The organism is Isoalcanivorax indicus, from assembly GCF_003259185.1.
Classification (GTDB): domain Bacteria; phylum Pseudomonadota; class Gammaproteobacteria; order Pseudomonadales; family Alcanivoracaceae; genus Isoalcanivorax; species Isoalcanivorax indicus.
The window spans coordinates 67469-93881 of record NZ_QGMP01000003.1 but is presented as its reverse complement, the minus strand read 5'-3'; the positions used below and the strand labels follow the sequence as shown (position 1 = coordinate 93881).

29 protein-coding genes are annotated in these 26413 nt (G+C 62.3%); 13 read left to right on the top strand and 16 right to left on the bottom strand.

All coding sequences use genetic code 11. From position 1 onward, the window contains the following. Positions 1 to 198: 198 nt before the first annotated feature. Both DKW65_RS13905 and DKW65_RS13900 read right to left on the bottom strand, forming a co-directional pair. Positions 199 to 618: an SRPBCC family protein gene (locus DKW65_RS13905; protein WP_111658028.1), complete on the bottom strand. Its 420-nt coding sequence runs from the start codon at positions 616 to 618 to the stop codon at positions 199 to 201. An 87-nt stretch (positions 619 to 705) separates the two neighbouring features. Further along, positions 706 to 1527 (bottom strand): TlpA disulfide reductase family protein, encoded by an 822-nt coding sequence (locus DKW65_RS13900; protein WP_111658027.1) that lies wholly within the window; start codon positions 1525 to 1527, stop codon positions 706 to 708. A 117-nt stretch (positions 1528 to 1644) separates the two neighbouring features. Between DKW65_RS13900 and DKW65_RS13895 the strand changes: the two genes are divergently transcribed. From DKW65_RS13895 to tatC, 8 genes are all read left to right on the top strand, one after another. Further along, on the top strand, positions 1645 to 2352 hold the full coding sequence (locus DKW65_RS13895; RefSeq protein ID WP_162925880.1) for a DUF8198 family protein: 708 nt from the start codon (positions 1645 to 1647) through the stop codon (positions 2350 to 2352). Then, entirely contained in the window at positions 2345 to 3094 is a 750-nt protein-coding gene (gene ubiE / locus DKW65_RS13890; protein WP_111658026.1) for a bifunctional demethylmenaquinone methyltransferase/2-methoxy-6-polyprenyl-1,4-benzoquinol methylase UbiE, read from the top strand. The genes DKW65_RS13895 and ubiE overlap by 8 nt, the downstream gene beginning before the upstream one ends. After that, the gene (locus tag DKW65_RS13885; protein ID WP_111658025.1) at positions 3091 to 3756 is read left to right on the top strand and encodes a ubiquinone biosynthesis accessory factor UbiJ; all 666 of its coding nucleotides are present in this window, start codon (positions 3091 to 3093) and stop codon (positions 3754 to 3756) included. Before ubiE ends, DKW65_RS13885 begins: the two co-directional genes overlap by 4 nt. Beyond that, on the top strand, positions 3753 to 5363 hold the full coding sequence (locus tag DKW65_RS13880) for an AarF/UbiB family protein (protein ID WP_245932521.1): 1611 nt from the start codon (positions 3753 to 3755) through the stop codon (positions 5361 to 5363). The genes DKW65_RS13885 and DKW65_RS13880 overlap by 4 nt, the downstream gene beginning before the upstream one ends. A gap of 81 nt (positions 5364 to 5444) precedes the next feature. After that, complete coding sequence (locus tag DKW65_RS13875) at positions 5445 to 5774, top strand: phosphoribosyl-ATP diphosphatase (RefSeq protein ID WP_111658024.1); 330 nt, start codon at positions 5445 to 5447, stop codon at positions 5772 to 5774. Positions 5775 to 5787: 13 nt separating this feature from the next. Further along, positions 5788 to 6033 (top strand): Sec-independent protein translocase subunit TatA, encoded by a 246-nt coding sequence (tatA, locus tag DKW65_RS13870; protein WP_111658023.1) that lies wholly within the window; start codon positions 5788 to 5790, stop codon positions 6031 to 6033. Between the two features lie 3 nt (positions 6034 to 6036). Next, complete coding sequence (gene tatB / locus DKW65_RS13865; protein WP_111658022.1) at positions 6037 to 6381, top strand: Sec-independent protein translocase protein TatB; 345 nt, start codon at positions 6037 to 6039, stop codon at positions 6379 to 6381. After that, positions 6378 to 7139 carry a twin-arginine translocase subunit TatC gene (tatC, locus tag DKW65_RS13860; RefSeq protein ID WP_111658021.1) on the top strand — a complete coding sequence of 254 codons (762 nt, stop codon included), beginning with the start codon at positions 6378 to 6380 and terminating at the stop codon, positions 7137 to 7139. Before tatB ends, tatC begins: the two co-directional genes overlap by 4 nt. A gap of 1 nt (position 7140) precedes the next feature. On the opposite strand, the gene DKW65_RS13855 is transcribed toward tatC, so the two are convergent. From DKW65_RS13855 to pip, 5 genes are all read right to left on the bottom strand, one after another. Further along, the gene (locus tag DKW65_RS13855) at positions 7141 to 7980 is read right to left on the bottom strand and encodes an alpha/beta hydrolase (protein ID WP_111658020.1); all 840 of its coding nucleotides are present in this window, start codon (positions 7978 to 7980) and stop codon (positions 7141 to 7143) included. Next, positions 7959 to 9818, bottom strand: coding sequence for an Lnb N-terminal periplasmic domain-containing protein (locus DKW65_RS13850; RefSeq protein ID WP_245932520.1), 1860 nt, complete (start codon positions 9816 to 9818; stop codon positions 7959 to 7961). The genes DKW65_RS13855 and DKW65_RS13850 overlap by 22 nt, the downstream gene beginning before the upstream one ends. A gap of 74 nt (positions 9819 to 9892) precedes the next feature. Continuing rightward, the gene (locus DKW65_RS13845) at positions 9893 to 10375 is read right to left on the bottom strand and encodes a DUF3015 domain-containing protein (RefSeq protein WP_111658019.1); all 483 of its coding nucleotides are present in this window, start codon (positions 10373 to 10375) and stop codon (positions 9893 to 9895) included. A 105-nt stretch (positions 10376 to 10480) separates the two neighbouring features. After that, complete coding sequence (dtd, locus tag DKW65_RS13840) at positions 10481 to 10918, bottom strand: D-aminoacyl-tRNA deacylase (RefSeq protein WP_111658018.1); 438 nt, start codon at positions 10916 to 10918, stop codon at positions 10481 to 10483. Then, entirely contained in the window at positions 10915 to 11892 is a 978-nt protein-coding gene (pip, locus tag DKW65_RS13835; RefSeq protein WP_111658017.1) for a prolyl aminopeptidase, read from the bottom strand. The genes dtd and pip overlap by 4 nt, the downstream gene beginning before the upstream one ends. Before the next feature lie 32 nt (positions 11893 to 11924). On the opposite strand from pip, the gene DKW65_RS13830 reads away from it, so the two are divergent. Then, complete coding sequence (locus tag DKW65_RS13830; protein WP_162925879.1) at positions 11925 to 12401, top strand: nuclear transport factor 2 family protein; 477 nt, start codon at positions 11925 to 11927, stop codon at positions 12399 to 12401. 12 nt (positions 12402 to 12413) lie between these two features. On the opposite strand, the gene glnG is transcribed toward DKW65_RS13830, so the two are convergent. From glnG to DKW65_RS13785, 9 genes are all read right to left on the bottom strand, one after another. Further along, the gene (gene glnG, locus DKW65_RS13825; protein ID WP_111658015.1) at positions 12414 to 13835 is read right to left on the bottom strand and encodes a nitrogen regulation protein NR(I); all 1422 of its coding nucleotides are present in this window, start codon (positions 13833 to 13835) and stop codon (positions 12414 to 12416) included. Positions 13836 to 13848: 13 nt separating this feature from the next. Continuing rightward, on the bottom strand, positions 13849 to 15015 hold the full coding sequence (gene glnL / locus DKW65_RS13820; RefSeq protein ID WP_111658014.1) for a nitrogen regulation protein NR(II): 1167 nt from the start codon (positions 15013 to 15015) through the stop codon (positions 13849 to 13851). 124 nt (positions 15016 to 15139) lie between these two features. Beyond that, the gene (locus tag DKW65_RS13815) at positions 15140 to 15754 is read right to left on the bottom strand and encodes a DUF4124 domain-containing protein (RefSeq protein ID WP_162925878.1); all 615 of its coding nucleotides are present in this window, start codon (positions 15752 to 15754) and stop codon (positions 15140 to 15142) included. An 85-nt stretch (positions 15755 to 15839) separates the two neighbouring features. Next, complete coding sequence (gene glnA / locus DKW65_RS13810; RefSeq protein WP_111658012.1) at positions 15840 to 17246, bottom strand: glutamate--ammonia ligase; 1407 nt, start codon at positions 17244 to 17246, stop codon at positions 15840 to 15842. Positions 17247 to 17456: 210 nt separating this feature from the next. Next, complete coding sequence (locus DKW65_RS13805) at positions 17457 to 17681, bottom strand: sulfurtransferase TusA family protein (protein ID WP_111658011.1); 225 nt, start codon at positions 17679 to 17681, stop codon at positions 17457 to 17459. Between the two features lie 3 nt (positions 17682 to 17684). After that, positions 17685 to 18821, bottom strand: a complete 1137-nt coding sequence (locus DKW65_RS13800; protein WP_245932519.1) for a tRNA (5-methylaminomethyl-2-thiouridylate)-methyltransferase — start codon at positions 18819 to 18821, stop codon at positions 17685 to 17687. Between the two features lie 81 nt (positions 18822 to 18902). Then, positions 18903 to 19886 carry an alpha-L-glutamate ligase-like protein gene (locus tag DKW65_RS13795; protein WP_111658010.1) on the bottom strand — a complete coding sequence of 328 codons (984 nt, stop codon included), beginning with the start codon at positions 19884 to 19886 and terminating at the stop codon, positions 18903 to 18905. 2 nt (positions 19887 to 19888) lie between these two features. Continuing rightward, entirely contained in the window at positions 19889 to 21430 is a 1542-nt protein-coding gene (locus tag DKW65_RS13790; RefSeq protein WP_111658009.1) for an inactive transglutaminase family protein, read from the bottom strand. Positions 21431 to 21463: 33 nt separating this feature from the next. Then, on the bottom strand, positions 21464 to 21985 hold the full coding sequence (locus tag DKW65_RS13785; protein WP_111658008.1) for an ATP-dependent zinc protease family protein: 522 nt from the start codon (positions 21983 to 21985) through the stop codon (positions 21464 to 21466). A 284-nt stretch (positions 21986 to 22269) separates the two neighbouring features. Here DKW65_RS13785 and typA point away from each other — a divergent pair, with 284 nt between their 5' ends. The 4 genes from typA (at position 22270) to DKW65_RS13765 (ending at position 26277) form a co-directional block, all read left to right on the top strand. Continuing rightward, the gene (gene typA, locus DKW65_RS13780) at positions 22270 to 24078 is read left to right on the top strand and encodes a translational GTPase TypA (RefSeq protein WP_111658007.1); all 1809 of its coding nucleotides are present in this window, start codon (positions 22270 to 22272) and stop codon (positions 24076 to 24078) included. A 350-nt stretch (positions 24079 to 24428) separates the two neighbouring features. Next, on the top strand, positions 24429 to 24974 hold the full coding sequence (locus DKW65_RS13775; protein ID WP_111658006.1) for a DUF6624 domain-containing protein: 546 nt from the start codon (positions 24429 to 24431) through the stop codon (positions 24972 to 24974). Between the two features lie 96 nt (positions 24975 to 25070). Next, the gene (locus tag DKW65_RS13770; protein WP_111658005.1) at positions 25071 to 25478 is read left to right on the top strand and encodes a VOC family protein; all 408 of its coding nucleotides are present in this window, start codon (positions 25071 to 25073) and stop codon (positions 25476 to 25478) included. Between the two features lie 151 nt (positions 25479 to 25629). Further along, a complete protein-coding gene (locus DKW65_RS13765) occupies positions 25630 to 26277 on the top strand; it encodes a DUF5701 family protein (protein ID WP_111658004.1) in 648 nt (215 codons plus the stop codon). Positions 26278 to 26413 lie beyond the last annotated feature (136 nt).

The following is a 26413-nucleotide window of genomic DNA, read 5'->3' as shown; positions in this document are numbered from 1 at the left end:
CCCTTGGCGCTTCGTAGCCCGGGCGAGGGCAGGGGGAGAGGTGTCCAGAAGCCGCCGTAAACCCATCCCTGGGGGCTTGCGTTCGGCATCCATGCCTCACACACTTCTGGACACCTCTCCCCCTGCCCTCACCCTACCTATGGAGTGGCAGAAAGTATCAAACGTGACGGCCCACCGAACTCAACAGAATGAACGCCGTTACAAACGCAAACCGTCCAGCGCCTTGCGAATCCCCCGATCCAGTGCCGCCCGCACAATAGCCGCCACCAGCGGCAACTTGCCTTCAAACTCGATGGTGTAATGCAGATGGCTGCCCCCCTGACCGTCGTCGCTGAAACGCATGACGCCATGGTGATTGCGCAGCGGGCTGCCACGGGTAATGCGGTACTCGATGCGCTCATTCGGCACGAACACCGTCACGGTTTCCTCGAACGGCGGCGCCATCAGGATGCGCAGACGACGCACCGAGCCGAGGCCGTTGATGTCACCCTCGCCGTCCTTGATGCGACGAATCTTCGCCGGCACGAACACCTTTTCCAGGTTTTCGTGGTCAGCAAAAAACGCAAACAGGTCGGAGACCGGGAACGGAAAGCTTTTCTGGATATCGATGCGCTGCATGGCAAACCCCGTTGGCAGAAACAAGCGCTCGATTGTGACGTGCCAGGAACGGAAGGCAATGCCCCATTGCGCCAATCTGCCTGCGCCTCAACGGGTATCGGGCAGGGCCCGCAGCAGTTCGCGCAGGCGTGCCAGGGAGACTCCTCCCGTGTGTGCCGCCACGATATCGCCCTGCGCGCTGACAACCAGCGTCAGCGGCACACCGCGACTGCCCAGGGCCTGTGACAGGCGCGCATCGGGATCGCGCAGCAACTGCTGGAAAGAGAACCCATGGCGCGTCATATAGCCGCGCACCTGGGCAGCGGATTCGCCCTGGTTGACCATCACCAGCTGCACCTCGGGATGCTCGGCCTGGAATGCCATCAAGGCGGGCATGCTGCGGTGACAGTGCGGGCACCAGGTCGCCCAGATATTGATCACGGTGGGGGAGGAAACCGTTAGCGGCGCAGGTTGCCCCGACAGCCGCTCCAGGGTGACCTCCGGCAGCATCGGTCGGGCTGGCGCCTGCAGGGCCAGCCCGGCCGTCACCGACAAGGCCACAGCCAGAGCGCTGGCTGCGACCCAGGCACGGTCGTGGCGCACACGGCGACGGCGCATGCCGGGCACCAGCAGGAACACCGCAACACCAGCTGCCAGGGCGGCGGGCCACCAGAGGCCGCCATCACGGATATCCAGCATGGCCAGCGGACTGCCACCGAAGGCGTCCCACTGACGCAGCACGAAACCGGCCCGCCCGGCGAGGATACCGGCGAACACGGCCATGAACAGGGTGCTTTCGACATCGGTGGCCGCGTGTTCACCGGCGCGCTTGCGCCGCCACAGGGCAACGGCCCAGGCCACCAGCAGCCCCGCCAGCCAGGGCAGCAGCGCGAGGGGCACCACCACAGGACCGAACTGCCAGCTTTGCATCGCCTCCCCTTTTTGCTTGCGCCGTACGATCGGGCACTATACCGACATACCGACCGGACGCGCATCCAGTGCTATGATTGCCGCGCTTTGCTCTTTCTGGCTGGACAGGACGGCGGCATGACCGCAGGGGAACGACTACACACCGCACTGGAGCGCTTCTTTGCACTGCGTCAGCATGCGGACGACGCACGCTTTGCCGCGCGCCTGGACCGTTTGCAGCGCTGGCAGATCATGCGCCTGCGCGCCAGCCATCGGGATCTGTTGACGCGGCCGGGGGCCGAGGCCGGGATGGACTTCCTGTTCACCGAGGTCTACGGCGGGCGTGATCTGCGGCCAGTCGCGCAGGAAATCCGCCGGGCCTTGCCGAAAGCGCTCAAGTTGCTACCCGATCGGGTCATGGTGACCTCCGCCTCAGCGCTCGAAGCGGCCATTCTGACTCAGGAACTGGATGAGCATCTGGTGGACGTGCTGGATGTACGCCTCGATGAGGGTCTGTGCGCCGACAGCTACGCCGAGGCCTACCGCCGCCAGCAGCAGGAGGCCGCCCGGCAGCGCCAGCTGGCGCTGGTGAGCGAGCTCGGCGGCCATATCGACCGCTACGTTCGCAGCCGCATGATCCAGACCACCTTTCGCCTGGTCCGTCGCCCGGCCCATGCAGCGGGCTTTGCCAGCCTGTATGATTTCCTCGATCGTGGCTTTGCCGCCATGCGCCCGCTGCCCAGTGTGGCCGACCTGCTCGACGAGTTGGCGGCACGGGAGCAGGCCCTGATGGCGCGTCTGCTGGCGGGCCACCCGCAACCGTTTCCGGAGCTTACCCATGGCTGACGACAAGACCACCCACTTCGGCTTCCAGGAAGTCCCCTGGCAGGACAAGGCCAGCCGGGTGGCGGGCGTATTCCGCTCCGTGGCGCCCAAGTACGACCTGATGAACGATCTGATGTCCATGGGCATCCATCGGGCCTGGAAGCGCTTCACCCTCGAACTCGCAGGCGTGCGCCCCGGCCATCGGGTGCTGGATCTGGCGGGCGGCACCGGCGATCTGGCCATGAAGTTCTCGCGCCTGGTGGGCGACACGGGCGAGGTGGTGCTGGCGGACATCAACGAGGCCATGCTGGGGGTCGGCCGCGACCGGCTGTTCGATGCTGGCTGCGCCCACAATACCCGCGTGGCGCAGGTGAATGCCGAGGCGCTGCCGTTTGCCGACAACAGCTTCAACTGCATCACCATCGCCTTCGGCCTGCGCAATGTCACCGACAAGGACAAGGCGCTCAAGTCCATGCTCCGGGTGCTCAAGCCGGGCGGGCGCCTGCTGGTGCTGGAGTTTTCCAAGCCGATCCACAAGCCGCTGTCGAAGCTCTACGACATCTATTCCTTCAATGTATTGCCCCGCCTGGGCAAGGCCATTGCTGACGACGCCGAGAGCTACCAGTACCTGGCGGAATCGATCCGCATGCACCCGGACCAACAGACCCTGAAGGGCATGATGGAAGCCGCCGGCTTTGCCCGCTGCGACTATTTCAACATGACCGGCGGCATCGTCGCCCTGCATCGCGGGTTCAAGGTATGACGCTGGAGCATCAGGCGCAGCCACCGGGGCTGCTGGAGACACTGTTGCTGGCCAGCATCGAGCGCGCCGTGAACACCGCGTTGCGCCATGACCCGGCCAGCCAGCAGCGGCTGGCCGAGCATGCCGGTCGTCTGGTGTCGGTCAGTTTGCGCGTGCCCGCTCGCGAGGTGTTTGTGCTGATCGTCGAGGATGGCATCGAGTGCTATCACAGCAGCGAAGCCGACGCGGATGTCAGCGTGCGGGGCGGACCGCTGGATCTGGCGGCCGAGTTTCTCGGCTGGGACAGCGCACCCGGCCTGATTGGCGGCCCCATCAACATTCGTGGTGACCGGGAGTTGCTGCAGGCGCTGACCGCCATCGTTCGTGATCTGGATATTGACTGGGGCGCGCTGTTTGCACCGTTGCTGGGTAACGAGCTCGCGCAGCAGGTGGACTATGGCGCGCGACGGCTGTTCAGCTGGGCCCGGGAAAGCCTCGACCGGCTGGCCCGCCAGGGCAGCGATTATCTGGCCAACGAAAGCGGCCTGCTGCCATCGCGCACTGCGCTACGCGAGTTCGGCCATGACGTCGAGGAGCTGCATCTGGCCACGGAACGCCTGGAAGCCCGCATCCAGCGGCTGATGCAACGCAGGCAAGAACAGGCCGGGAGCAACGATCAATGACCCTGCCTGTCGGGCGGATGCTGTTTGTGCTGCATATCGCATGCCGTTACCGCCTCGCCACCCTGTTGCCCGCGCACCCCTTGCGACCACTGGTCATCGCCCTGATGTATCTGGTGCCCTCCAGCTGGTTCGGCCCCCGCGATCTGTCCGAGGGCGAGCGGTTGCAGCAGGCGCTGGATCGCCTCGGGCCGATCTTCATCAAGTTCGGTCAGCTGCTGGCCACGCGCCGCGATCTGTTGCCGCCGGACTGGACCGACGCCCTGGCACGCCTGCAGGACCAGGTCGCCCCCTTCCCGGTGGCGCAGGCCCGCGCCCGGATTGAAGCCGAACTGGGGCAGCCTATCGAGATCGTCTTCAGTCGCTTTGACGATGCCCCTCTGGCGTCGGCGTCCATCGCCCAGGTGCACAGTGGCGCATTGCAGGACGGCACCGAAGTGGTGGCCAAGATCCGCCGCCCCGGGCTCGAGCGCATCGTACGCCGCGATCTGGCGGTAATGCGCTTTGGTGCCACCTGGCTGGAACGCCTGTGGGCCGATGCGCGCTATTTCCGGCCGCGCCGGGTGGTGGAGGACTACGTCGGCATCATTCATGGCGAGTTGGACCTGACCGCTGAAGCGCGCAACAGCGAGACCATGCGCCGCCAGTTCCTGTTCAGCCCCCTGCTGTTCATTCCGCCGATCCACATGCAATACACCACCGAGCGCCTGCTGGTGATGGACCGCATCCACGGCATCCCGGTGAACGATATCGAGCGCATCAAGGCCGCCGGCATCGACCCGAAACGGCTGGCCGAGCGGGGCGTGGAGATCTTCTTTGCCCAGGTCTTCCGCTACAACCTGTTCCACGCCGACATGCACCCCGGCAACATCTTCGTCAATCCGGACAAGCCCGACGCGCCGCAGTACATGGCCGTGGATGCCGCCATCGCCGGGCGACTGGGCAAGGACGACCTGGATATCCTCGGCCGCCTTGTGCTGGCGGTGATGCGCGAGGACTACGGCACCCTGGTGGACGTGGTGATTCGCGCAGGCTGGACCACGGTGCCGGTAGATCGGCACCGCTTCGAGCAGTCGGTGCGCGCCATCGTCGAGCCGATCCGCACCATGCCGCTGGATCAACTGGAGTTCGCGCCGCTGGTGATGAAGCTGTTCGACATGGCGCGCAGCTTCCATATCGAGGCGCCGGTGCAATACATCCTGCTGATGAAGACACTGGTGCATATCGAGGGACTGGGGCGCAGCATCTACCCGCAACTCGATATCTGGGCCACCGGCCGGCCGCTGCTGGAAGCCTGGATGATGGACAACTACGGGCCCACGGCCACCCTGAAGAAGCTCCAGGCCCGGGCACCGGAATGGGCCGCACAGCTGCCGGACATGCCCGACATGCTGCGCGACGCGATGGAGAATCTGCGCCGCTTGCCTTACCAGCAGCAGCAACTGGCGGCACGCCTGGGCGAGCAGCAGACCCGACATCGGCGCAAGCTGCTCGGCGGCCTGGCCGGGCTTGGCCTGCTGGGCGGCAGCCTGCTGCTGGCCAGCGGCGCGGGCGCGGGCGTCGGCGCCGCCTGCGGGGTACTGCTGACCGCCTGGGCGCTGCGCCGCTGAGGCCGCCACCAGCATGCCCCATGACAGTCAGGTGACTGTCATATGAATCTGTTAAACTGGTGTTTCAACAGGAGCTGTCTGATGAGTGATGTGCTGCGCCAGCTGCATGAAGTACTGGAGGCCCGCAAACTGGAGGCCCCGGAAAGCTCCTATGTGGCCAGCCTCTATCACAAGGGTCTGAACAAGATCCTGGAGAAGGTCGGCGAGGAAGCCGTGGAAACCCTGCTGGCGGCGCGCGATGCGGAAGTCAGCGGCGAACTGGATGCGTTGATCAGCGAAACCGCTGATCTGTGGTTTCACAGTATGGTCATGCTGGCCGCGTTGAATGCCAGCCCGGACCAGGTGCTCGCGGAACTGGAGCGGCGTTTCGGCCTCTCCGGTCTGGACGAGAAAGCCTCACGCAACCGTTGAGTGGAGAAAACACATGTTATCCGGTATCAGTCTCTGGCAACTGCTGATTGTTCTGGCCATTGTCGTGGTGCTGTTCGGCACCAAGAAGCTGCGCAATATGGGCGGCGACCTCGGTAGTGCGGTGAAGGGCTTCAAGCAGGCCGTCAAGGAAGGCGAGGACGAGCAAAGCAATCGCCAGATCAAGGGCAGTCATGACGAGCAGGGCACCACGCTGGACGAAAACGGCCAGCCGGTGAAGGACAAGGACCACCAGGCCTGATTCATGCTGGACATCAGCTTCGCCGAACTGGCTTTGATATTCGTCATTGCCCTGGTCATTCTTGGCCCGGAACGCCTGCCCCGTGCTGCCCGTACCGTAGGGCACTGGGTCGGGCGTGCGCGCAGTGCCTTTACGCACCTGAAGAATGAGCTGGAGCGCGAAGCCATCAACATGGAAATGCGCGACAAGTTCAAGCAGCAGCTCAAGGATATGGGGCTGGAAGATGAAAGCCTGAAGCTGGACAAGAACCTGTTGCCCCCCGAGGTCGACGATGCGCCCCGGGAGCCCGAGACCGACAGCCCTGAGGCCACGCGCAAGCGTGATACGCCGGACAAGCCTGAATCATGAGTGAAACGCCTCACCCGGACGACACCCAGCAAACCCTGATCGGCCATCTGCTCGAGTTGCGCAATCGTCTGCTGCGCGCCATGGCCGCGATCCTGGTGATCTTTATCGGGCTTTTTTACTTCTCCCGTGATCTCTACACGCTGGTGGCCAAGCCTCTGATCCAGGCGCTCCCGGAAGGCGCTTCCATGATCGCCACCGATGTCGCCGCGCCCTTCATCGTGCCCTTCAAGCTGACCCTCTATATCAGCATTCTTGTGGCCATGCCGGTGATCCTGCATCAGGCCTGGGCGTTTATTGCCCCTGGCCTCTACAAGCACGAGAAACGCATTGCCATGCCGCTGCTGATCAGCAGCGTGCTGCTGTTCTACCTGGGCGCGGCCTTTGCCTACTTCGTCGTGTTTCCGCTGATCTTTGCCTTCTTTACCGCGATTGCTCCGGAAGGCGTCACGGTCGCCACCGATATCAGCCGCTATCTGGATTTCGTAATGAAGCTCTTCATTGCGTTCGGGCTGGCTTTCGAGATGCCGATCGCCATCGTGCTGATGGTCTGGACCGGCGTCACCACCGTGGAGAAGCTGAAAGCCAAGCGGCCTTATATCATCGTGGGTTGCTTCGTCGTCGGCATGCTGCTGACCCCACCGGACATCCTGTCGCAAACGCTGCTGGCGGTGCCGATGTGGATCCTGTTCGAACTGGGACTGCTGGCCGGGCGCTGGGTACGGCCCCGCGAAGCCGAGGCCAGCTCCGCCGAGCACTGATTCAGTCTGTTACGCAATCCTGATTCATGAAGTCCAGCAGCCGATCCCGGACAGCCGGGTCACGTACGCTGGCGATATGTCCGCCACGCAGGCGCTGGAAAGTCTTGGGTTCGGCCGCCGCCTCAAAGAGACGTTCGCCGTGCGCGTAGGGAATGATCTGGTCTTCATGGCTATGCAGCAGCAGTAATGGCTGCGGCGCCAGGTCAGCGATGTGTGCCTGGGCATCCCAGTCCGTAGAGATAAACGGAGCGAATACAAAACTGAACGGCCAGAGCAACCAGCTTCCGCGCATGACATCACGGGTAATATCGCGGAAACCGGCAAAGGCCGCTTCCATGATGACGCAGTCATATTTGCCTTCGTTTTCTTCCCGCGCCAGCACATAAGGCAACATGCTCGCGCCCAGGCTCTGGCCGAAGACAATCAGAGGCCCCTCGACACGTTGCGCACCGGCCAACCAGTCCAGACCCAACTGCACGTCGTCGAACACCCCTGGCAACCGCGCCTTGCCTTCCGACAGGCCATACTCCCGATAATCCAGCAGGAAGACCTGGTACCCCGCCTCCGGCAGCCAGTGCACATTCATCAGGTGGGTGCTGACGTTCTGTGCGTTACCGTGCAGGAAATAAACGGTACCCCGCACCTCCTCCGTAGCGGCCGGCAGCCACCAGCCATGCAGACGCAGGCCGTCCGGGTGAATCAGAATGATGTCTTCGTAATCCAGACCCTGGCGCGCCGGGTTTTGTACCCAGTCGCTCATCGGGTAGAAGAAGACACTGGTACACCCCATCAGCCCCGCGGCAAACAGGCTCAGCAATGTCAGTCGAAGTGATAGCGCCATGAGATCCTGAACTCCGTATCAGCGTCACCCCGCACGGCCAGACGCTCAAGGTCCAGACGCAATGCATTGTTGCGGGATACCGGCACATTCAAGGTGGCCTGTGCGCGGTGACGGTATTCATCATTGGTCAGATAGTAACCCGAACCGCCAGCACCGAACGTGGCATGGCCAAAATGCCAGAGCAGCCCGGCACTGGCGCCCGCCGCGCTGGTGATCAGCGGGTCCCAGGCACTGTTGTTTTCCACCCGCGCCAGCAGAAAGGCATAGGGCGTCACGGGTCCGGCCTGCCAGGCAAGACCCGGGCCCGCCTCCACATAACGCGACAGCCCATAGCGCCCCTCTGCCTGAACGCGCTCGATGCCGCCGTTGACGAACCAGGACACCGGCTTGACGAAGGTTGACCTCGGCGCCAGCGATCGGATGTTCACCACATCCAGCCGCTCAAGCTTCAGCGGACCAGATTCGGTGCTGCGCAGCCGCAGGTTCAGCGCCTCGATCTGCGCACCGCGCAGGAAACCGGTGCTGTTGTCGAACCAGTCGTGATAGGTGTAACGAAACTGGATTTCCCCGAACTCGTTGTTCTCGCGCTGTCCGTAGCTCGCCGCCACCAGTTTGGTGGCGTGCCCCAGCTCTGGCGCCTCCGGCTCGATGGGGGGCACCGGATCAGGCGCCGGCAGGCTGTTGGCCAGGCGCAACAGGGCAAGACTGCGCCGCGCCACCTCTGCATCGCGCTCTCGCTTGCGATGGATGAAGCGCAGGTACTCATAGGCCGTCTGCGCCATGATGCGCTGTGTCTGCGGCGCAAAGGCCTGGAATTCATCAGATGCGGACAGTTCGGGCGAATCCGCCAGACGTCGGGCAAGGCGCCGTGCGTCTGCAGGAAGCTGCGCCACCAGCCGGTCCAGCTCCACGGCCTTGGAGGGCCGATACACCCGGGACGCCAGCAACCCGGCATCTTCCAGGGCGCGCACCGTGTTGACCGGCACTTCCGTCAGCCGCATCCCTTCCATCAACCCGGTGTCAGGCCGCGCCACATCAATCAGCTCGAGCAGCCGGAACGAGCAGTTCTCATCGAGAAAGTAGTAATCGAAACGGATATCACGCAGTTCCCAGAGATGCTCGACCAGCCACTGCCGCTGCTCTGCATCCAGCGCCAGCGTGTACTCCCACATGTCGCGGTTCTCCAGATGCGCGTAATCCTGGATCTTGGTGACATAGGGCACGATCGAAAAATACCCGGGATAGCCGCCAGCCAGCCCGCGGTAAATATAGAAAACGGAATTGTCACTGGCATCGACCTCTGCACCGAAGTTGATGGCCTGCGATAACCAGACCCCATCACTTTCGTCGCCATCCAGGCGCAACAGCGTGTGCCCGAACATGGACGACGGACTGTTCAGGTACGCAGCAGGAAAGACCAGCACCACACGCTCATCCGGCATCAGCGCGCGCCACTCCAGATATTCGCTGCAGTGCTCAAAAGGCGCGTCGTGTTGCCATCCAAGCGCTTCGGAGAGAAAGCGATAGCGCGCCGGGTAGGCGCATCGGGCTTCGCTGCCCTCAGGCTTCAGCGCCTCATGTGTCGCGACCAGCTCTGCATAGGGGTCGTGCCGACCGTCCGCCGACAGAAAGAAATTCTGGTCTGCCACATAGCTGCGGCCCCGGCTGCGCAGTGTGGTGCCGCGATTCACATGCAGCAATGCCAGCCAGCGCGGCGACTCTGCAAGCGACTCTGCGAGCGCCTCTGCGAACGCCTCCTGATCGACATGGTTTGACCAGACGGGCGGGGCGACCATCGCCATCCCCAGAGAAAGCAGCAAGGTAATACGAAAGAACATGGATTATCCGGATAATAAAATGCCCTGCCGGACGCGGCAGGGCATAGATGTCACTGGTGCGATACGACTACCGATCAGGCAGTGTACTTGGCCAGTTGCTGGTCAGCTTTCATGATGGACTGAATGCTGGCAAGCACATCTTCTGCGGTCACATTCTCGTGCGGGAAGATGGCAGAGAAATGCTGGTGCAGGGTCTGGTTGAAATGGCCGCGGTCTTCTGCGGAAACACCCATGGACACGGACAGGGCGGTCAGCGCTTCGCCTTCACCCATGGCAATGTCATGTGCCACTTCTTCCAGAACGCCATTCATGGCCAGCAGGCTGCTGCCGCTGTAAGCCAGCGCGCCGCTGGTGTCACAACCGTTGGTACCACTGGTCATGCCGAACGTGGCATTGCCGGAGGTGCCGTTCACGAGTGTGGCGAGAAGATGGATCGGGAGGCCGCTCTGGCCTTCAAACAGCATGTTGCCCCAACCGCAACCCGGGCCGCCCGGTGCGTTTGCAGATGCGGTCATGGATGCGCCCAGCAGTGCGGTAGCCAATACGATTTTCTTCATGTAGGTACTCCTCCGATTAACATTATTTCCCTTGGCAGGCGACGCAGCGCAGCGCAGCCGTGCTCGCTCCATCATAGAGCAGTCACTGTGCGGCGCAATAGCTGTTTAAGACGACAGCATGAAGGTCACAGGCCCATCGTTAACCAGGGCAACTTTCATGTCCGCAGCAAAGACACCGCAGGCGACCTCACCCCCCTGCTCGCGCAGGCAGGTCAGAAAATGCTCATACAGGTACTCGGCCCGTTCCGGCGCGGCGCCATCGCTGAAACCCGGCCGCAGCCCCCGGCGCGTGTCAGCCGTCAGCGTGAACTGGGAGATCACCAGCAAACCGCCCTGCACTTGCATCACATTGCGATTCATACGGCCCTGATCGTCGGCAAACAGGCGATAACCGAGCACGCGCTCCGCCAGACGCTCGACCACGCGCTCATCATCATCCCGGGCAATCCCCACAAACACCAGCAGGCCAGCCCCGATCTCGCCCGTCACCCGGCCATCCACGGTAACGCGAGCCTCGCTGACCCGTTGCAGCAGCACCTTCATCGATGGGTCTCCCCGGCTGCGGCAAAACCGGCCACTGCCGCCACCAGCGCACGCTGCAGACCGGGTTCTGTCGCAGAATGGCCCGCGTCCGGCACCACGGTCAGTTGGCTGCCGGGCCAGGCCTGATGCAGCGTCCACGCCTGCTCCACCGGGCACACCATGTCATAGCGGCCATGGACGATGTGCGCAGGAATCCCCGCCAGCGACGCCATGTGCGACAGGAGACCCGCCTCCGGCATGAAGCCCCCGGCCACGAAGTAATGGCTCTCGATACGTGCCAGCGCCAATGCCCGGGTCTCGAACGAGGCCACCACGCCCGGCGACGGCAGCAGGGTGGCGCAGGCCGCCTCCCAGGCCGCCCAGGCACTGGCAACTGACCGGTCCACCACCTCTTCCGTGAGCCGCTGATGGTAGCGGGTCAGCAAATCCGCCCCGGCGGCGGCAGGCAGCGCATCCCGAAAACGAGCCCAGGCGTCAGGGAATATCCGACTGGCGCCGCCCTCGCGGTACAACCAGTCGATATCCTGCTGACGACACAGAAAGACACCGCGCAAGACCATGCCGGCCACCCGTTGTGGATGGCACTGACCATAGCGCAGTGCCAGCGTCACCCCCCAGGAGCCGCCAAACAGCAGCCAGCGCTCTACACCCAGGGCAACGCGGATACGCTCCATGTCCGCCACCAGATCCGGCGTGGTGTTGGCGGTCAGACTGCCCGACGGCTGCGACTGCCCGGCACCGCGCTGGTCAAAGAGGATGATGCGCCAGTGGCGCGGGTCAAAGTAGCGGCGCATGCGTGGCGAGCAGCCGCCCCCGGGGCCGCCATGCACCACCAGCACCGGCTCGCCGTGCGGGTTGCCCGATTGCTCGATGTAAAGCCGATGGCCGTCACCGACATCCAGCCAGCGCTGGTCCCAGGGCGCCAGGGCAGGATACAGTGCATGCCGGGATACGGGCGTCAGGTCTGCGCTCATCAATCAGATTGCCGTCTCAGGAGGACTGTTCAGTGACGAAGCATACGCCATCATTGCTCGCTTTGCTGGCCCTGACCCTGCTGCTCGGCGGTTGCAGCCAGACACCGCCGGAAGAGGCCATCGAGGCCGCCATCCGGGACATGGCGGACGCTGTCAGCCAGCGCCGAGGCGCCGTGGTCAGCGCACGACTGGCAGAGTCGTTCTCCCTGAGCCAGTACGAGGGACGCTCGCAAATGGACCGCGAGGAAACCCGCCGGATGATGGCCGGGTTGCTGATGCGCTACCCGGATATCCGCGTGATCATTACCCAGGTGTCCGTGACTCCGGACGGGATGCGCGAGGATCGCGCCGAGGCGCGTTTCAACGCGCTGGTGACGGGCGGCACCGGCGGCCTGTTGCCGGAACGGGGACAGCTGTTCCGGGTGGCTTCCGACTGGGAACTGATCGACGGCGACTGGCTGCTGATACGTGCCAGTGCCGCCCGCCTGCTGGAAGGCAGCCCTGACTGAGTCAGACCGACGTCAGTCCTCCACGCTCGCGAGTTCGTCCATGCCCAGTTCCTTGATCTTGCGCGTCAGGGTATTGCGTCCCCAGCCCAGCAGACCGGCCGCATCACGGCGACGCCCGCCGGTGTGGTTCAGGGCCACCTCGATCATGGCCCGCTCAAAGGTCGGCACGGCACTGTCGAGAATGCCACGCTCGCCCGCCGCCAGCGCCCGCTCGGCCCACTGGCGCAGACCCTTTTCCCAGCTGCCGCTGACTTCCGGACGCGCCTCTTGCTGATTCAGCTCCGGCGGCAGGTCATCCACCAGCACTTCACGGCCCGAGGCCATCACCGTCAGCCAACGGCAGGTATTCTCCAACTGACGCACATTGCCCGGCCAGGGCAGTGCGGCCAGATAGCGCTCGGTGTCCGGATGCAGGGTCTTGGCTTCGACTTCCAGTTCGCGACCGGCCCGCTGCAGGAAGTAGCGCGCCAGTCGCGGAATGTCCTCGCGGCGCTCGCACAAGCGCGGGATATGGATGCGGATCACGTTCAGACGGTGGAACAGATCCTCACGGAAGTCACCATCCTTGACCAGCCGCTCCAGGTTCTGGTGCGTGGCCGCAATGATGCGCACGTCCACCTTGATCGGCGTGGTACCGCCAACCCGGTAGAACTCGTTTTCCTGCAACACCCGTAACAGCCGGGTCTGGGCCTCGATCGGCATGTCGCCAATCTCGTCCAGGAACAGGGTGCCCCCATTGGACTGCTCGAAACGACCGATGCGCTGGCTGTTGGCGCCGGTAAAGGCGCCTTTCTCATGGCCAAACAGTTCGGATTCGATCAGATCTCGCGGGATGGCCGCCATGTTCAGCGCCACGAACGCCTTGTCGCGACGCACCGAATGGCGATGGAGGGCATGGGCGACAAGTTCCTTGCCCGTCCCGGACTGGCCATTGATCAGCACCGTGACATTGGAATGCGACAACCGGCCAATGGCGCGAAACACCTCCTGCATGGCTGGCGCTTCGCCGATAATCTCGGCAGGCGGCTCGCTGCTCTCTTCGGCCGGCCCGCCCTTGGCCTCCGCGCGGTGGCGCACGGCACGTTTCACCAGTGCCACCGCTTCATCCACATCAAAGGGTTTCGGCAGGTATTCGAAGGCCCCCCCCTGATACGACGCCACAGCAGAATCAAGATCCGAGTGCGCGGTCATGATGATCACCGGCAGATCAGGGTGCTTGCGTTGCAGCACCTTCAGCATGCGCAAGCCATCTGTGCCCGGCATGCGCACATCGGAAATCAGCACATCCGGTTCATCGGTGCCGGCTTCCAGCGCATTCAGCGCCTCGTCGGCATCCTCGTAACACACCGGACTGAAGCCCTCCTGGCCCAGCGCCTTGTCGAGAACCCAGCGGATCGAACGGTCATCATCAATGACCCAGACTTTTGCCGTCATGGTCTATCACTCTCTATGTTGTACCGGCCAACCCGACCGGTTCCCCCTGCACGCCGCTATCCCTGGCCCCGGGCACCAGGTTCTGGTGTGTGTCCGGTTGTGCTTCCATGGGAAGTAACAGGCTGAACACTGTCTTGCCTGCAGTGCTCTCGCATTCAATCAGGCCGCTGTGCTGGCTGATGATGGACTGGGCAATCGACAACCCCAGCCCTGATCCATTGGCCCGGCCACTGACCATGGGGTAGAACAGGGTTTCCCGCAGTTCCTCGGCAATCCCCGGGCCGTTGTCTTCGATATCCACACGCAGCACCATCCGGTGCCGCACCGCACCAATCGTGTACTGGCGGATCACTCTCGTTCGAAAAATCACCTGCGCCCCGGGCGTGCCCGACTCGGTCAACGCCTGCACGGCATTACGCGCCAGATTCAGAATCACCTGCACCAGCTGGTCCCGGTCTGCCGGGATTTCCGGCAAACTGGTGTCGTAATCCCGGCGCACCCGAACCCCCTCAGGATGCTCCGCCAGCACCAGCTGGCGCACATGCTCCAGACATTCATGGATATTCAGCAGGCGGAAATTCGGCAGGCGGCGCGGCCCGAGCATGCGATCCGCCAGTGACCGCAACCGGTCTGCCTCATCAATGATCACGCGGGTGTACTCCGCCAGCTCCGGGTCCGGCAGGGCCCGTTCCAGCAACTGGGCTGCTCCGCGGATGCCCCCCAGCGGATTCTTGAGCTCATGGGCGACGCCGCGCACCAGCGCCCGCGTGGCCTGATGGGCATGCAGCAGCGCCTCTTCACGGCCAATACGCAGCATCCGGTCCAGCGGTTGCAGCTCCAGCAGCAGACTGGCTGGCTGACCGGGCTCACTGAGTTGAACGACCGAATAGTCCACGGTGATCTCCTGACCCGGCGAGATCATCATCCGCGCCTCCCGGCGCGTGAAGGGATGACCTTCCCCGATGCACCGATGCAGTGCAGCGCTGGCATCCGGGTCCTCAAAAAAACACTCTGGCAGGGGCTGCCCCACCGACCGATGCGCACTGGCAAAGAGCAGGATTTCCGCCGCCGGGTTCAGGTAGCGGATAATCAGCCGCTCATCCAGCATGACGACCGCCGTGGTCAGGTGATCGAGCAGCCGCTTGTGCACGGAAGTCTCTGCATGTCTGGTTTTTGCCATAACAGGGCCAAAGCAAGTTTCAGGCCATCAAACGATGGGCGTGATCACGCGGTTTTCACCCACTTCCGGACATCGGAAGGGCAAGGACTGGACCTATTGTGCACCATTATGGTGCGCTCGCGCCTCACTCTGTGTCATTGCCACCCCGGGACGCGCCCGGACGCAGCAGGGCACTGGGGCGATGCACGAAAACAGTGACCGGGGCCGAGCGCTTCAACACCTTGCCCTCGGCGTCACGCACCTCCACCACCAGTTCATGCGCGCCCCGGTGCGGCCAGTCCAGCGCCATCTGCGCTTCTGGCTCGCCGTTACGCAGCAAGCGCACCTGATGGCCGGGCAAGAGTCCCGGCTCCAGTTCGTAGGTCACCGGCACGGGCTCGACCGGATGGCGTAATGTGGCCTCATGCTCGGGGGAGGTGATGGCCAGGCGCTGGTAGTAGTCCAGTCGCTCCGTCTCATCAGCCCGGGGAGTGGACGGCGGGGAGGCGCCCGCTGGCGGCGGGCGCGGCGACGACGGTGCCGGCACCACATTGGTCGCGCGCGGGGTACGACGCTGCTCCACCGGACGCCCGTCCTGCGGCGGGCGATCACTGAACACGGGCGCGCCATCAGCGCCCCGGGAGCGATAGATCCGGTCGCCAGGGTCCTCGTCCGATGCCTCTTCGGCCTGCACCGGCATGCCAGCCAACAGGCCAACGAGCAGCCCGATCAGCCAGAAAATGCCCGCTCGCTGTTTCATCTGCATCACCTCCGACCCTCATCATACGGCACAAAAAAGCCCCCGCGAGGGGGGCTTTCCTGTAGCGCTGGCTATACCAACCCGGTTACACCGAGTAGTACAGATCGAACTCGACCGGATGCGGGGTCATGTTCAGGCGCTCTACTTCAGCACGCTTCAGGGAGATGTAGCCATCCAGCGCGTCCTTGGTGAACACGCCACCCTGCAGCAGGAAGTCGTGATCGGCTTCGAGGGCATCCAGGGCCATGGTCAGCGTGTGCGCCACGGTCGGGATTTCCTTCGCTTCTTCTGCCGGCAGGTCGTACAGATCCTTGTCCATGGCATCGCCAGGGTGGATCTTGTTCTTGATGCCATCCAGGCCTGCCATCAGCAGGGAGGCGAAGCACAGGTACGGGTTGGCAGACGGGTCCGGGAAGCGGGTCTCGATACGACGCGCTTTCGGGCTGCTGACCCATGGAATCCGGATCGATGCCGAACGGTTACGGGCCGAGTAGGCCAGCATGACCGGTGCTTCGAAGCCCGGCACCAGACGCTTGTACGAGTTGGTGGACGCATTGGTCAGGGCGTTCAGCGCACGCGCGTGCTTGATGATACCGCCGATGTAGAACAGCGCGGTTTCAGACAGGCCACCGTAGAGGTCACCGGCAAACAGGTTCTTGCCGTCCTTGCTCAGGGACTGGTGCACGTGCATACCGGAACCGTTGTCACCGATCAGCGGCTTCGGCATGAAGGTCGCGGTCTTGCCGTAGGCATGGGCCACGTTGTGGATGCAGTACTTCAGGATCTGTACTTCGTCCGCCTTCTTGGTCAGGGTGTTGGCACCCACGCCGATTTCGCACTGGCCTGCTGTGCCCACTTCGTGGTGGTGCACTTCGATAACCAGACCCATCTGCTCCATGGCCGCACACATGGCCGCACGCAGGTCGTGCAGGCTGTCTACCGGCGGCACCGGGAAGTAGCCGCCCTTCACGCCGGGACGGTGACCGATGTTGTTGCGCTCGAAGTCGTCAGCCGACACCCAGGCCGCTTCTTCGGAGTAGATTTCGTACATGGCGCCCTGCATGTCGGACTTCCATTTTACGGAATCGAACACGAAGAATTCCGGCTCCGGCCCGAACAGGGCGGAATCCGCAATCCCGGTGGACTTGAGGTATTCCTCAGCACGCATGGCGATGGAACGCGGGTCGCGCTCGTAGCCCTGCATGGTGGTGGGCTCAACGATGTTGCAACGCAGGTTCAGCGTGGACACATCAGTGAACGGGTCGATCACCGCAGTGTCGTCATCCGGCTGCAGGATCATGTCGGACTCATTGATGCCTTTCCAGCCGGCAATGGAGGAGCCGTCGAACATCTTGCCGTCGGTGAAGAAGTCGTCGTCGATTTCGCTGGCCGGGATGGACACGTGCTGCTCTTTACCACGGCTGTCGGTAAAGCGCATATCGACCCACTTTACGTCGTTCTCTTTGATCAGTTTTAAAGTCTTTGCAGACATGATGAAGCGTCCTCCTGGAGCAGCAAGAAATGGGTTTGTCCGGCCCGGGGGTTGCACCGAACCGGGTCTTGCCCGTTTGTGGAGCAAAATGCGTGCCACATTCTGAGACATGGCGGAGCAGCACGAATGCTAGGCTCCTGCGACGGCCTGCGGCAGAGAATGCACCATTATAGTGCACAATGACGCAGGAGTGCGCAATTGTGGTGCAAGTCAGGGTCTGGCCACCCGGAGCCGCACAAAGATAACCCCTTCGCGCTCCCCGGTTTCCAGCACCGTGTGCCCATTGATCCGGCACCATGCCGGCACATCATTCAGCACACCGGGGTCTGTGGCAAGCACCTCAAGACATTCACCGTCCGCCAGCGTCTTCACCCGGTCCTGGGTACGGATCACCGGCAACGGACACAGCAGTCGGCGAGCATCAAGCTGTTCCATGATTCACCCCAGATACCAGTCGCGCGGCACGTCATCGGCCGCCATGGGAGGCACCTGCAGATCACGGGTCACGCCATCACGCTGACGCCAGGTCACGGTGACCCGATCGGCCTCCCGCCCCTGAGAGAAGCGCGCCACCAGCGCGGCCGCGAACTCGGCCTCGGCCTGGTCCGCGAAGTGACCGTCCACCAGGGTCAGCGGCCCCCCATGACTGGAGGTCTCAAGGCTGTCAAAGACATGCCGGTAGCCGCGCAGGAACTGGCTTTCGCCTTCCTCGCGACTGATGATCAACTTGAAGTGCGGGCGCGGGCGCAGATGGCGGCCCACCTTGAGCAGCATGATGTCGTCCAGCTCGTAATCACGCTCTCCGCGCGCGCGCCACAGATCGCCCAGCTTCTTCGCATAGGATTCATCCGTCAGGAAGCAGCAGCCCCCGGCGGGCTGGGCGAACTCCTCCAGCCCGAAGTCGCGGGCCAGCTCGATCTGCGGTGTCCGGTTGCGCCCACTGAAGCCATACAGTTTGCTGCGATCCACCCAACCTTCCCGCTCGGGCAGGGTTTCGTCCAGGTTCCTGGCCGACAGCGGCCTGAGCAACCGGTCCTCGGCGCCGGACTCGCGCGCAATCACCGGCATGGTCCACTTGCGCTGCGACTTGGGCCGCTGACCCACCACCTCGCCGGTGATGATGAAATCGAACCCGTCGCCGTCGCTGGCGCGCGCATCGGCCAGGTCACGGGCCTTGTCCAGCATCAGGGTGGCCTGATTGACCATGAAGATCTTGCAGTCCAGGCAGGGATTCATGTGCGCGCCGTAGCCATAACGCGGGTGCAGCACCACATCCTTGTATTCCTGCGAGATATCGATGATGTGCAACTTGATGCCCAGTTGCTCTGCCACCCACAGGGCATTGTTGCGCTTGGGCTTCTTGCGGTCTCGCTCGCGGATCGCGTGGGTATGCCCCTCAACGCAGAAGCCGGTGAAGAAGTTGACCCCCTCCACCTCGATACCCTGGGCCTGGATAACGCGCACAGCCAGCATCGAATCGAGCCCGCCCGACACCAGCGCCAGCGCCCGGCGTGGACGGTCAGCGGCAGACGGCGGCGTGGTGGCGGCGGTGGTCATGGTCTGTGTCATAAACATCAAGCGGCGCGCCGCATAGCCGACGCGCCGGGAAGCAGGTGAACAAGGGGTGAAGGAGTATAACAGCCCGGCCGCTGCGGGTCAGGCCTGCGCCGGTATAGTGCTGGTGGTGAACTGGTCCTGGCAGAAGCTGATCCGCGCCGGGGCGATTTCCTCGGGCTCACCGGCACGCGCCCGCGCCGCCATGCGCGCCTCGACCACTGCACAGCGCGCGGCCAGGCCGCTGGCATTGGCGATCTGGATATTCAACCCCGGGCGCGCATTCAGCTCCAGCATCAGGGGCCCGCGATCCTTGTCCAGCACCAGATCCACGCCCAGATAGCCCAGCCCGGTGAGCTCGTAGCAACCGGCTGCGATTTCCAGGAAACCGGTCCAGTCAGGCAACTGCACGCCCGCCACCAGATTGGCCGTATCGGGGTGCCGCTGGATCACCCGGTTGTGCCAGGTGCCCTCCAGGGTGATGCCCGTCGCCAGATCGACGCCCACGCCGATCGCACCCTGGTGCAGATTGGCCTTGCCGCCGGACTGCCGGGTAGGCAGGCGCAGCATGGCCATCACCGGATAACCGCAGAGCACGATAATACGGATATCCGGCACGCCCTCGTAACTGATCGCCCCGAACACGCTGTCCGGGATGACCCGGTACTCGACCATGGCCCGGTCACGATGCCCGCCCAGCGAATACATGCCGGAGAGGATGTTCGACAGGTGATGCTGGATATCGTCTTCCGTGAGCAGCCGCCCACCGGCCGTGCGATACATCCCCTCGAATCGGTCCGTGACCACAAGAATGCCATCACCGCCCGCCCCCTGGGCCGGCTTGATGACAAAATCGGTGTAGTCGTCCAGACCCCGCATGAAGCGCTCGATCCCCTGCTCACTGGCCACCGACGCGTACAGCTCGGGCACCTGAATGCCCGCCGTGATGGCCCGCTCCTTGGTCAGCAGCTTGTCATCGACCAGCGGATACAGATGGCGGCGGTTGTAGCGCAACACATAATCGCCATTGCGCTGGTTGATGCCCATCACCCCGCGCCGACGCAGCGCCAGCCAACGACCCAGCATGGTCAGGGCCTCCCTTTATCGGGGCCCGCCAGGGCGCGGAAGCGCACCAGCTCGGTCAGCCGGTAACCACGGTAATGGCCCATCAGCAGCATGATGCCGGTAAAGACCAGCAGGATGCCCGGGAAGGTGAAGCAGAAGTACACCAGATGCGGTTGCGACATGAGCAGATGCCCCAGACTCGCCGCCACCAGCGTGCCGATGGCCGCCTTCATCGCATGGCTGGCACCACGCTCCTCCCAGAGAATCGACAACCGCTCGATGACCATGGTCAGGATCACCATCGGGAACAGCGCGACAGACAGCCCTCGCTCGATGCCCAGCTTGTGTCCCAGCAAGGCAATGAATGCCATCAGGATCACCACGAAGGTCAGCACCACCGACAGACGTGACAGCAACTGCAGTCGCAGATGCTCAAGATAGGAGCGCAGGGAAAGCCCGATCGCCGTGATCACCGTAAACAGGAAGATGCCCCAGAAGATCTCGGTCTCGCGGAAAGCCAGCGCCACCAGCACGGGCGTAAAGGTGCCCAGGGTATGCATGCCCACCAGATTGCGCAGCAACAGGATCAGCAAGACGCCCAGCGGGATCATGATCATGATCCGGTAGACCTCCTGTGTGGCTACCGGCAGGTCATACAGGGAAAACGTGAGCAAGGTGCTGCGGCGCGCCGGCTCGGAGGTTTGCGCCAGCTGAATCGCACTGATTTCCGTGCTGGTCACGCTGAACGTGACCCGGGGGCGCTGCCCGCCTTCGACATCCGCCACGGGCACCGCGCCGATCCACCAGATGATGCGATCATCGGGTAGCCCCCGATCACCGGTGACCGGATTGAAGTAGATCCAGCGCTCACCCGTGTAGCTGCGCAGCCACTGCTCCGGGGTCTGGTTCTGGCTGGCTGTCAAACGCACCGTGTGCAGCTGCTGCACCGGGATATGCGCCACCGCCAGCAGCTTTTCCACCACGCGCGTACGGTTGCTGATGCTGTCATCATTGCCCAGCAGCAGACGCACATTGTCGTCGTTGAGATTGTTGACGCGGCGCACCGTTTCGCTGATGAAGGTTTCCACATCAGCCGAATGCTGCCGGATCGGCGCCAGCAGCGCCTCGGCGGCAATGCGCTCCGGCCCTTCCAGCGGCGGCCGCGGCCGGAACTGCGGCCCGGCTTCCACCAGCCGCGACTCACCGAACCGCTGTGACAGGGTCTTGCGGTAGTAAAGTGTCTGCTCACCCTGGGCGCGGCGAGATGACCAGGTCACCAGGCGATTGGCCTCGACACGACTGACATTGAAACCGTAGTTCTGCGAGATAAAGCTCTCGTTGAGCACCAGATACCGGTCACTCGGCGGGGGCACAAAAAGCTGCGCCTTGACCGGCGTGTTGCCGGACGCACGGAAGCTCAGACGCGCATCGATTACCCAGACCGGATCGGTCTCGCTCTCGCTCACCGGAATGTTGAGGACCATGATCTGATAGGCCGTAGCGCCAAGCCCTGTAGCAATCAGCACCAGCGCCAGAATAAGGGCATGCAGCTTTACACCACGCATTCAGAGCCCCCCAGCTTGCTCCGCCACGCAGCGTCAGTCTTTCTCACCAGCCTCTCCCAATGTCATCCCGCATTCCGGTGCCCCGGCACTGTTTTCCTGCGACGGATCAATGATACTGCGCAGATCGGTCAACCCTTCCGCACCGATCAACAGCGCATAACTGAAGTTGCGGCGGTCCGTCAGATTGACCCGCATCGGCACCTGCCGTTCGCCAATGCAGACCATCAGGCGCACCACCGGACGGCGCGTGTAGGTTTTTGCCTCATCATCAATGTCCGCCAGGCGACGGCGAATGCGCACCTTGTGGTCCAGCGGCAACTCCCGCTGCTCGGCATCGTCGCCCTCGGTGCCAAGACGGAAGCGCACCCAGTCGTCCCCGTTGCGCTCGAAAATCTCGATATCGTAGGCACTGAGCGAGGCGCTCACAGCCCCGGTATCCAGCTTTGCCTCCACGGTCAGGTCCAGCTCATCAACGTGGGCCTGCTCGATCAACCCCAGAATGACCTTGTGTACGGGTTCGCTCTCCGCCACGGCAGACACTGGAAGCACTGTCATTATGAGCAGTGCCCATGGCAGGAAAAGAGGGCTGAAGCGGGTTTGTCGCATAGATCTGACCTGTTCTGTGGTGTCCGGGCGAACTTCGACCGCGCCCGACACGCAGGGTTGCAGCTCGGCGCCTCATTCTAGAGCAAGGCGCCGGGGAAATAACCGTCCGTTGCGTAAAAGACTATGCAACGATCGTGAAAGTCCTGTCCTACAGGGCGTCAAAGCCCGTGTTGCTGCAACCGCCAGCCTGCTATACTCCGCGCCCCAATTATGCCGCAACCGGTGCCTGACCTGTGATCGAACGCCTGCGCAACATCGCCATTATCGCCCATGTAGACCATGGCAAGACCACGCTCGTGGACAAGCTGCTGCAGCAGTCCGGCACCCTCGGCGACCGCGCCGGGGCGGTGGAACGGGTCATGGACTCCAACGATATCGAGAAAGAGCGCGGTATCACCATCCTGGCGAAGAACACCGCCCTGAAGTGGAACGACTACCGCATCAACATCGTCGACACCCCCGGCCACGCCGACTTCGGCGGCGAGGTAGAGCGCGTGATGTCGATGGTCGACTCCGTGCTGCTGCTGGTGGACGCTGTGGATGGCCCCATGCCGCAGACCCGCTTCGTGACCCAGAAAGCCTTCCAGCAAGGCCTCAAGCCGATCGTGGTGATCAACAAGATCGACCGCCCCGGCGCCCGCCCGGACTGGGTGATGGACCAGGTGTTCGACCTGTTCGACCGCCTCGGCGCCACCGATGAGCAGCTCGACTTCCCGGTGGTCTACGCCTCGGCCCTGAACGGCATCGCCGGCCTCGACGCCGACGACATGGCCGATGACATGACCCCGCTGTTCCAGACCATCATCGACCGCGTCCCGCACCCGGATGTGGACATGGACGGCCCCTTCCAGATGCAGATCTCGTCGCTGGACTACAACAGCTACGTCGGCGTGATCGGCATCGGCCGCGTCAAGCGTGGCCGCGTCAAGACCAACACCCCGGTGAAGGTGATCGACATCCACGGCAAGACCCGCAATGGCCGCGTGCTGACCATCATGGGCCACCACGGCCTGGAGCGCGTGGAAGTGCCGACCGCCGAAGCGGGCGACATCATCTGCGTGACCGGCCTGGACCCGCTGGATATCTCCGACACCCTGTGCGACCCGAACAACGTGGAAGCCCTGCCGCCGCTGACCGTGGACGAACCCACCGTGAGCATGTTCTTTCACGTCAACACCTCGCCGTTCGCGGGCCAGGACGGCAAGTACGTCACCAGCCGCAACATCCGCGACCGCCTGCACGAAGAACTGCGCCACAACGTGGCCCTGCGTGTGGAAGACACCGGCAGCCCGGACCGCTTCCGCGTCTCCGGCCGTGGCGAACTGCACCTGTCGGTACTGATCGAGAACATGCGCCGTGAAGGCTTCGAGCTGGCCGTAGGCCGCCCGGAAGTGATCGTGAAGGAAGAAGACGGCGTCAGGAAAGAGCCCTACGAACAGCTGATCCTGGACGTGGAAGAACAGCACCAGGGCCCGATCATGGAACAGATGGGCATTCGCCGCGGCGACATGACCAACATGTCCCCGGATGGCAAGGGCCGCGTGCGCCTGGAATACACCGCGCCCTCACGCGGCCTGATCGGCTTCCGCTCCATGTTCATGACGCTGACCTCCGGCACCGGCATCTTCAACTCGGTGTTCTCGCACTACGGCGACTACAAGCCGGGTCAACTGGCCGAGCGCAACAACGGCGTGCTGATCTCCAACGTCACCGGCAAGGTGCTGGGCTTCTCCCTGTTCAACCTGCAGGAACGCGGCCGCATGTTCATCGAGCCGAACGTGGAAGTGTACGAAGGCCAGCTGATCGGCATTCACTCCCGCGACAACGACCTGGTGGTCAACCCGACCAAGGGCAAGCAGCTGACCAACATGCGCGCCTCCGGCACCGATGAGAACATCATCCTGACGCCGCCGATCCGCATGTCCCTGGAACAGGCCATCGATTTCATTGATGAAGACGAGCTGGTGGAAGTGACCCCTCACTACATCCGCCTGCGCAAGAAGCTGCTGACCGAATCGGATCGCAAGCGCGCCAGCCGCTAAGGCAAGGCCTGCCGCAACACGGGCTACGCTCGGGTTTCAGGACCCGGTGTAAGCCCAGACAACAACGCCCCGGATTCGGGGCGTTGTTGTTTGTGATTGCACCATCGGGGTAGCACCGACCAGACAATGGTCATAGCCCTATCTTTATGCTATCCCTATGGCCAGTGTGATTGGGACGGGAAAAGAAGAAGGCGCTGTTATTGAGAAAGCAAAGCACGCACGCGCCACAACCCATTGATGGGAAAGCATTATTTCTCCAATATGCAGCATTTCATATTGTGATAGGCCGCCGGCGTCGTTATTCAATATATGAGCCGGCGTCCTAATACCTGTTAACTGGGAAGAAGCCCATGAATCAGAATCTTGCGGATGAGCTGGTCACGATGATGACAGAAGACCAGCGGTTGTTGCAGCAACTTTTCGATTCCGGAGAATTGCCATCTGAGTCTTATCATCCCCGGATGAAAGCCCTGCATGAGCAGAATGCTTTTCGCCTGAAAGAGGTTATTGGTGCTCACGGCTGGCCCGGCGTTTCGTTAGTTGGGGAAGAGGCTGCCAAAGCTGCATGGCTGGTCGTTCAGCATTCTGTTTCAGATCCCGATTTCATGGGTGAGTGTGTCTCCCTACTAGAAGATGCCGTTGCGAGAGAGGATGTAGCGGGCTGGCAGTTGGCATTCCTACAGGATCGGGTGCGTACACTATCTGGCAAGCCTCAATACTACGGCACCCAGTTTGATGTTGATGAAGACGGTTGGCCAACACCGTTTCCTATTGAGGATCCTGCTACGGTTAATGAACGCCGTGCGCGTCTTGGGCTGAACTCCCTTGAGGAACGCCAGGAACAAATGACCGAGCAGGAGCGGAAACGCCGTGCCAATATCGAGCAAACCAGTTAACCAAACGCGGCACTCGGACGCCCTTGTCTCCGCTTCGCTGCGTCAAGGTCGCCGGTGCGCTCTGCGTTATGTGTGCGAACAAGAACGGAGGAATAGATGAAATCCATTAAGACCTCGCTCATGTTTGTCGGGGAACAAGCCGGGAAAGCCGAGGAGGCAATCAAGTTTTACACCTCTCTATTCCCTGATTCAGAGATCATTGACCTTCAGCGCTACGAAGCTGGCGAGCATGAACCAGAAGGTTCTGCGAAGATGGCTAGGTTTACGATAAGCGGTACCGAGTTTATGGCGCTGGACAGCCATCTTGACCACCAATTTACCTTTACACCTTCCATGTCACTGTACGTTGAGTGTGAATCAATGAGCGAAATAGAGAAGGCATTTCGGGCCCTCGCCGAAGGTGGTTCAGAGCTAATGCCTTTGGATAACTATGGCTTTAGCCAGAAATTTGGGTGGTTGAAGGATAGGTATGGCGTGTCGTGGCAGCTTAACCTGTCGAACTAACATGGCAGCCGAATCACCACATAACCAAGCGCAGCACTACGTAGCCTCCGTCTGCCGGACGCTCGCAAGGTCGCGCCGGTGTGCGCGGTGTTATGCATCCGAGCTGTCTTGTGCCGAAGCATAAGATCCAACGAGAAATGAAGGAACTTCGATGTTGAACCATCCAGCCTCAGAATTTGACAGGCAAGTAGATGTCTTGTCCGAGCGGATAAGGAATAACGCATTTAGATATGATCTTTACAAATTACAGGAACAAACCGCCGACCTACGGGCACAAATTTGCGAGCTTGATACTGGCCAGGATGTGAGAGAAGGTAACATCCCTGTAGTTATCGTTTTCAGAATGCAGGTTGCCTCCTATAGTGACTTGTTGTCTCAGCTACGCTACAAGGGCCACGAAGGTTATGTGGAGATGACACCCAAAACTCCTGAGAGTTTCGTGGATGTTGACTCACTTGCTATCCCGGAAGTTGATATCTACGCGCTATGGGATGTTGATACAGGAGGATCCATGCTCAATGTCAGCCCTAGCGACAGCGTCGACATGCTTGAGAGCAAGGGTCGAACGCCGTTAACAATGTATGAAGGCGTGCAGTGCGTATTGGCAATTCCTGAGATTTTGACTGACAAGCAACAGTTCAATGCAATCCAGATGCCTGGTTCACGTATCGGAGGCGACCAGCGAGTGCCCTCCATCTGGATCAGCAAGGGAGCGCCACGCCTGGGCTGGTGCTGGTTCGGCAACATTCATACCTGGTTGGCGACTGCATCATGCAAGTCAAGGGTTCAGGCGGTTTGAACGTTTTGTGGTCATCATGTCTTTCTATCATAGCTATTGGCAAGAGTTGAATTTTGAGCCCGAACTTCAATCAATGCCTAATAATTTTCCGCACGCGGATAAATTGCTCGCTGCGCCCAAAGTTTACCGGTGAGCA

What these genes read in the sequence shown, in the direction of transcription:
- DKW65_RS13905 (WP_111658028.1), bottom strand. Translation starts at nt 618, where the DNA reads ATGCAGCGCATCGATATCCAGAAAAGCTTTCCGTTCCCGGTCTCCGAC.
- DKW65_RS13900 (WP_111658027.1), bottom strand. Translation starts at nt 1,527, where the DNA reads ATGCAAAGCTGGCAGTTCGGTCCTGTGGTGGTGCCCCTCGCGCTGCTG.
- DKW65_RS13895 (WP_162925880.1), top strand. Translation starts at nt 1,645, where the DNA reads ATGACCGCAGGGGAACGACTACACACCGCACTGGAGCGCTTCTTTGCA.
- ubiE (WP_111658026.1), top strand. Translation starts at nt 2,345, where the DNA reads ATGGCTGACGACAAGACCACCCACTTCGGCTTCCAGGAAGTCCCCTGG.
- DKW65_RS13885 (WP_111658025.1), top strand. Translation starts at nt 3,091, where the DNA reads ATGACGCTGGAGCATCAGGCGCAGCCACCGGGGCTGCTGGAGACACTG.
- DKW65_RS13880 (WP_245932521.1), top strand. Translation starts at nt 3,753, where the DNA reads ATGACCCTGCCTGTCGGGCGGATGCTGTTTGTGCTGCATATCGCATGC.
- DKW65_RS13875 (WP_111658024.1), top strand. Translation starts at nt 5,445, where the DNA reads ATGAGTGATGTGCTGCGCCAGCTGCATGAAGTACTGGAGGCCCGCAAA.
- tatA (WP_111658023.1), top strand. Translation starts at nt 5,788, where the DNA reads ATGTTATCCGGTATCAGTCTCTGGCAACTGCTGATTGTTCTGGCCATT.
- tatB (WP_111658022.1), top strand. Translation starts at nt 6,037, where the DNA reads ATGCTGGACATCAGCTTCGCCGAACTGGCTTTGATATTCGTCATTGCC.
- tatC (WP_111658021.1), top strand. Translation starts at nt 6,378, where the DNA reads ATGAGTGAAACGCCTCACCCGGACGACACCCAGCAAACCCTGATCGGC.
- DKW65_RS13855 (WP_111658020.1), bottom strand. Translation starts at nt 7,980, where the DNA reads ATGGCGCTATCACTTCGACTGACATTGCTGAGCCTGTTTGCCGCGGGG.
- DKW65_RS13850 (WP_245932520.1), bottom strand. Translation starts at nt 9,818, where the DNA reads ATGTTCTTTCGTATTACCTTGCTGCTTTCTCTGGGGATGGCGATGGTC.
- DKW65_RS13845 (WP_111658019.1), bottom strand. Translation starts at nt 10,375, where the DNA reads ATGAAGAAAATCGTATTGGCTACCGCACTGCTGGGCGCATCCATGACC.
- dtd (WP_111658018.1), bottom strand. Translation starts at nt 10,918, where the DNA reads ATGAAGGTGCTGCTGCAACGGGTCAGCGAGGCTCGCGTTACCGTGGAT.
- pip (WP_111658017.1), bottom strand. Translation starts at nt 11,892, where the DNA reads ATGAGCGCAGACCTGACGCCCGTATCCCGGCATGCACTGTATCCTGCC.
- glnG (WP_111658015.1), bottom strand. Translation starts at nt 13,835, where the DNA reads ATGACGGCAAAAGTCTGGGTCATTGATGATGACCGTTCGATCCGCTGG.
- glnL (WP_111658014.1), bottom strand. Translation starts at nt 15,015, where the DNA reads ATGGCAAAAACCAGACATGCAGAGACTTCCGTGCACAAGCGGCTGCTC.
- DKW65_RS13815 (WP_162925878.1), bottom strand. Translation starts at nt 15,754, where the DNA reads ATGAAACAGCGAGCGGGCATTTTCTGGCTGATCGGGCTGCTCGTTGGC.
- glnA (WP_111658012.1), bottom strand. Translation starts at nt 17,246, where the DNA reads ATGTCTGCAAAGACTTTAAAACTGATCAAAGAGAACGACGTAAAGTGG.
- DKW65_RS13805 (WP_111658011.1), bottom strand. Translation starts at nt 17,681, where the DNA reads ATGGAACAGCTTGATGCTCGCCGACTGCTGTGTCCGTTGCCGGTGATC.
- DKW65_RS13800 (WP_245932519.1), bottom strand. Translation starts at nt 18,821, where the DNA reads ATGTTTATGACACAGACCATGACCACCGCCGCCACCACGCCGCCGTCT.
- DKW65_RS13795 (WP_111658010.1), bottom strand. Translation starts at nt 19,886, where the DNA reads ATGCTGGGTCGTTGGCTGGCGCTGCGTCGGCGCGGGGTGATGGGCATC.
- DKW65_RS13790 (WP_111658009.1), bottom strand. Translation starts at nt 21,430, where the DNA reads ATGCGTGGTGTAAAGCTGCATGCCCTTATTCTGGCGCTGGTGCTGATT.
- DKW65_RS13785 (WP_111658008.1), bottom strand. Translation starts at nt 21,985, where the DNA reads ATGACAGTGCTTCCAGTGTCTGCCGTGGCGGAGAGCGAACCCGTACAC.
- DKW65_RS13775 (WP_111658006.1), top strand. Translation starts at nt 24,429, where the DNA reads ATGAATCAGAATCTTGCGGATGAGCTGGTCACGATGATGACAGAAGAC.
- DKW65_RS13770 (WP_111658005.1), top strand. Translation starts at nt 25,071, where the DNA reads ATGAAATCCATTAAGACCTCGCTCATGTTTGTCGGGGAACAAGCCGGG.
- DKW65_RS13765 (WP_111658004.1), top strand. Translation starts at nt 25,630, where the DNA reads ATGTTGAACCATCCAGCCTCAGAATTTGACAGGCAAGTAGATGTCTTG.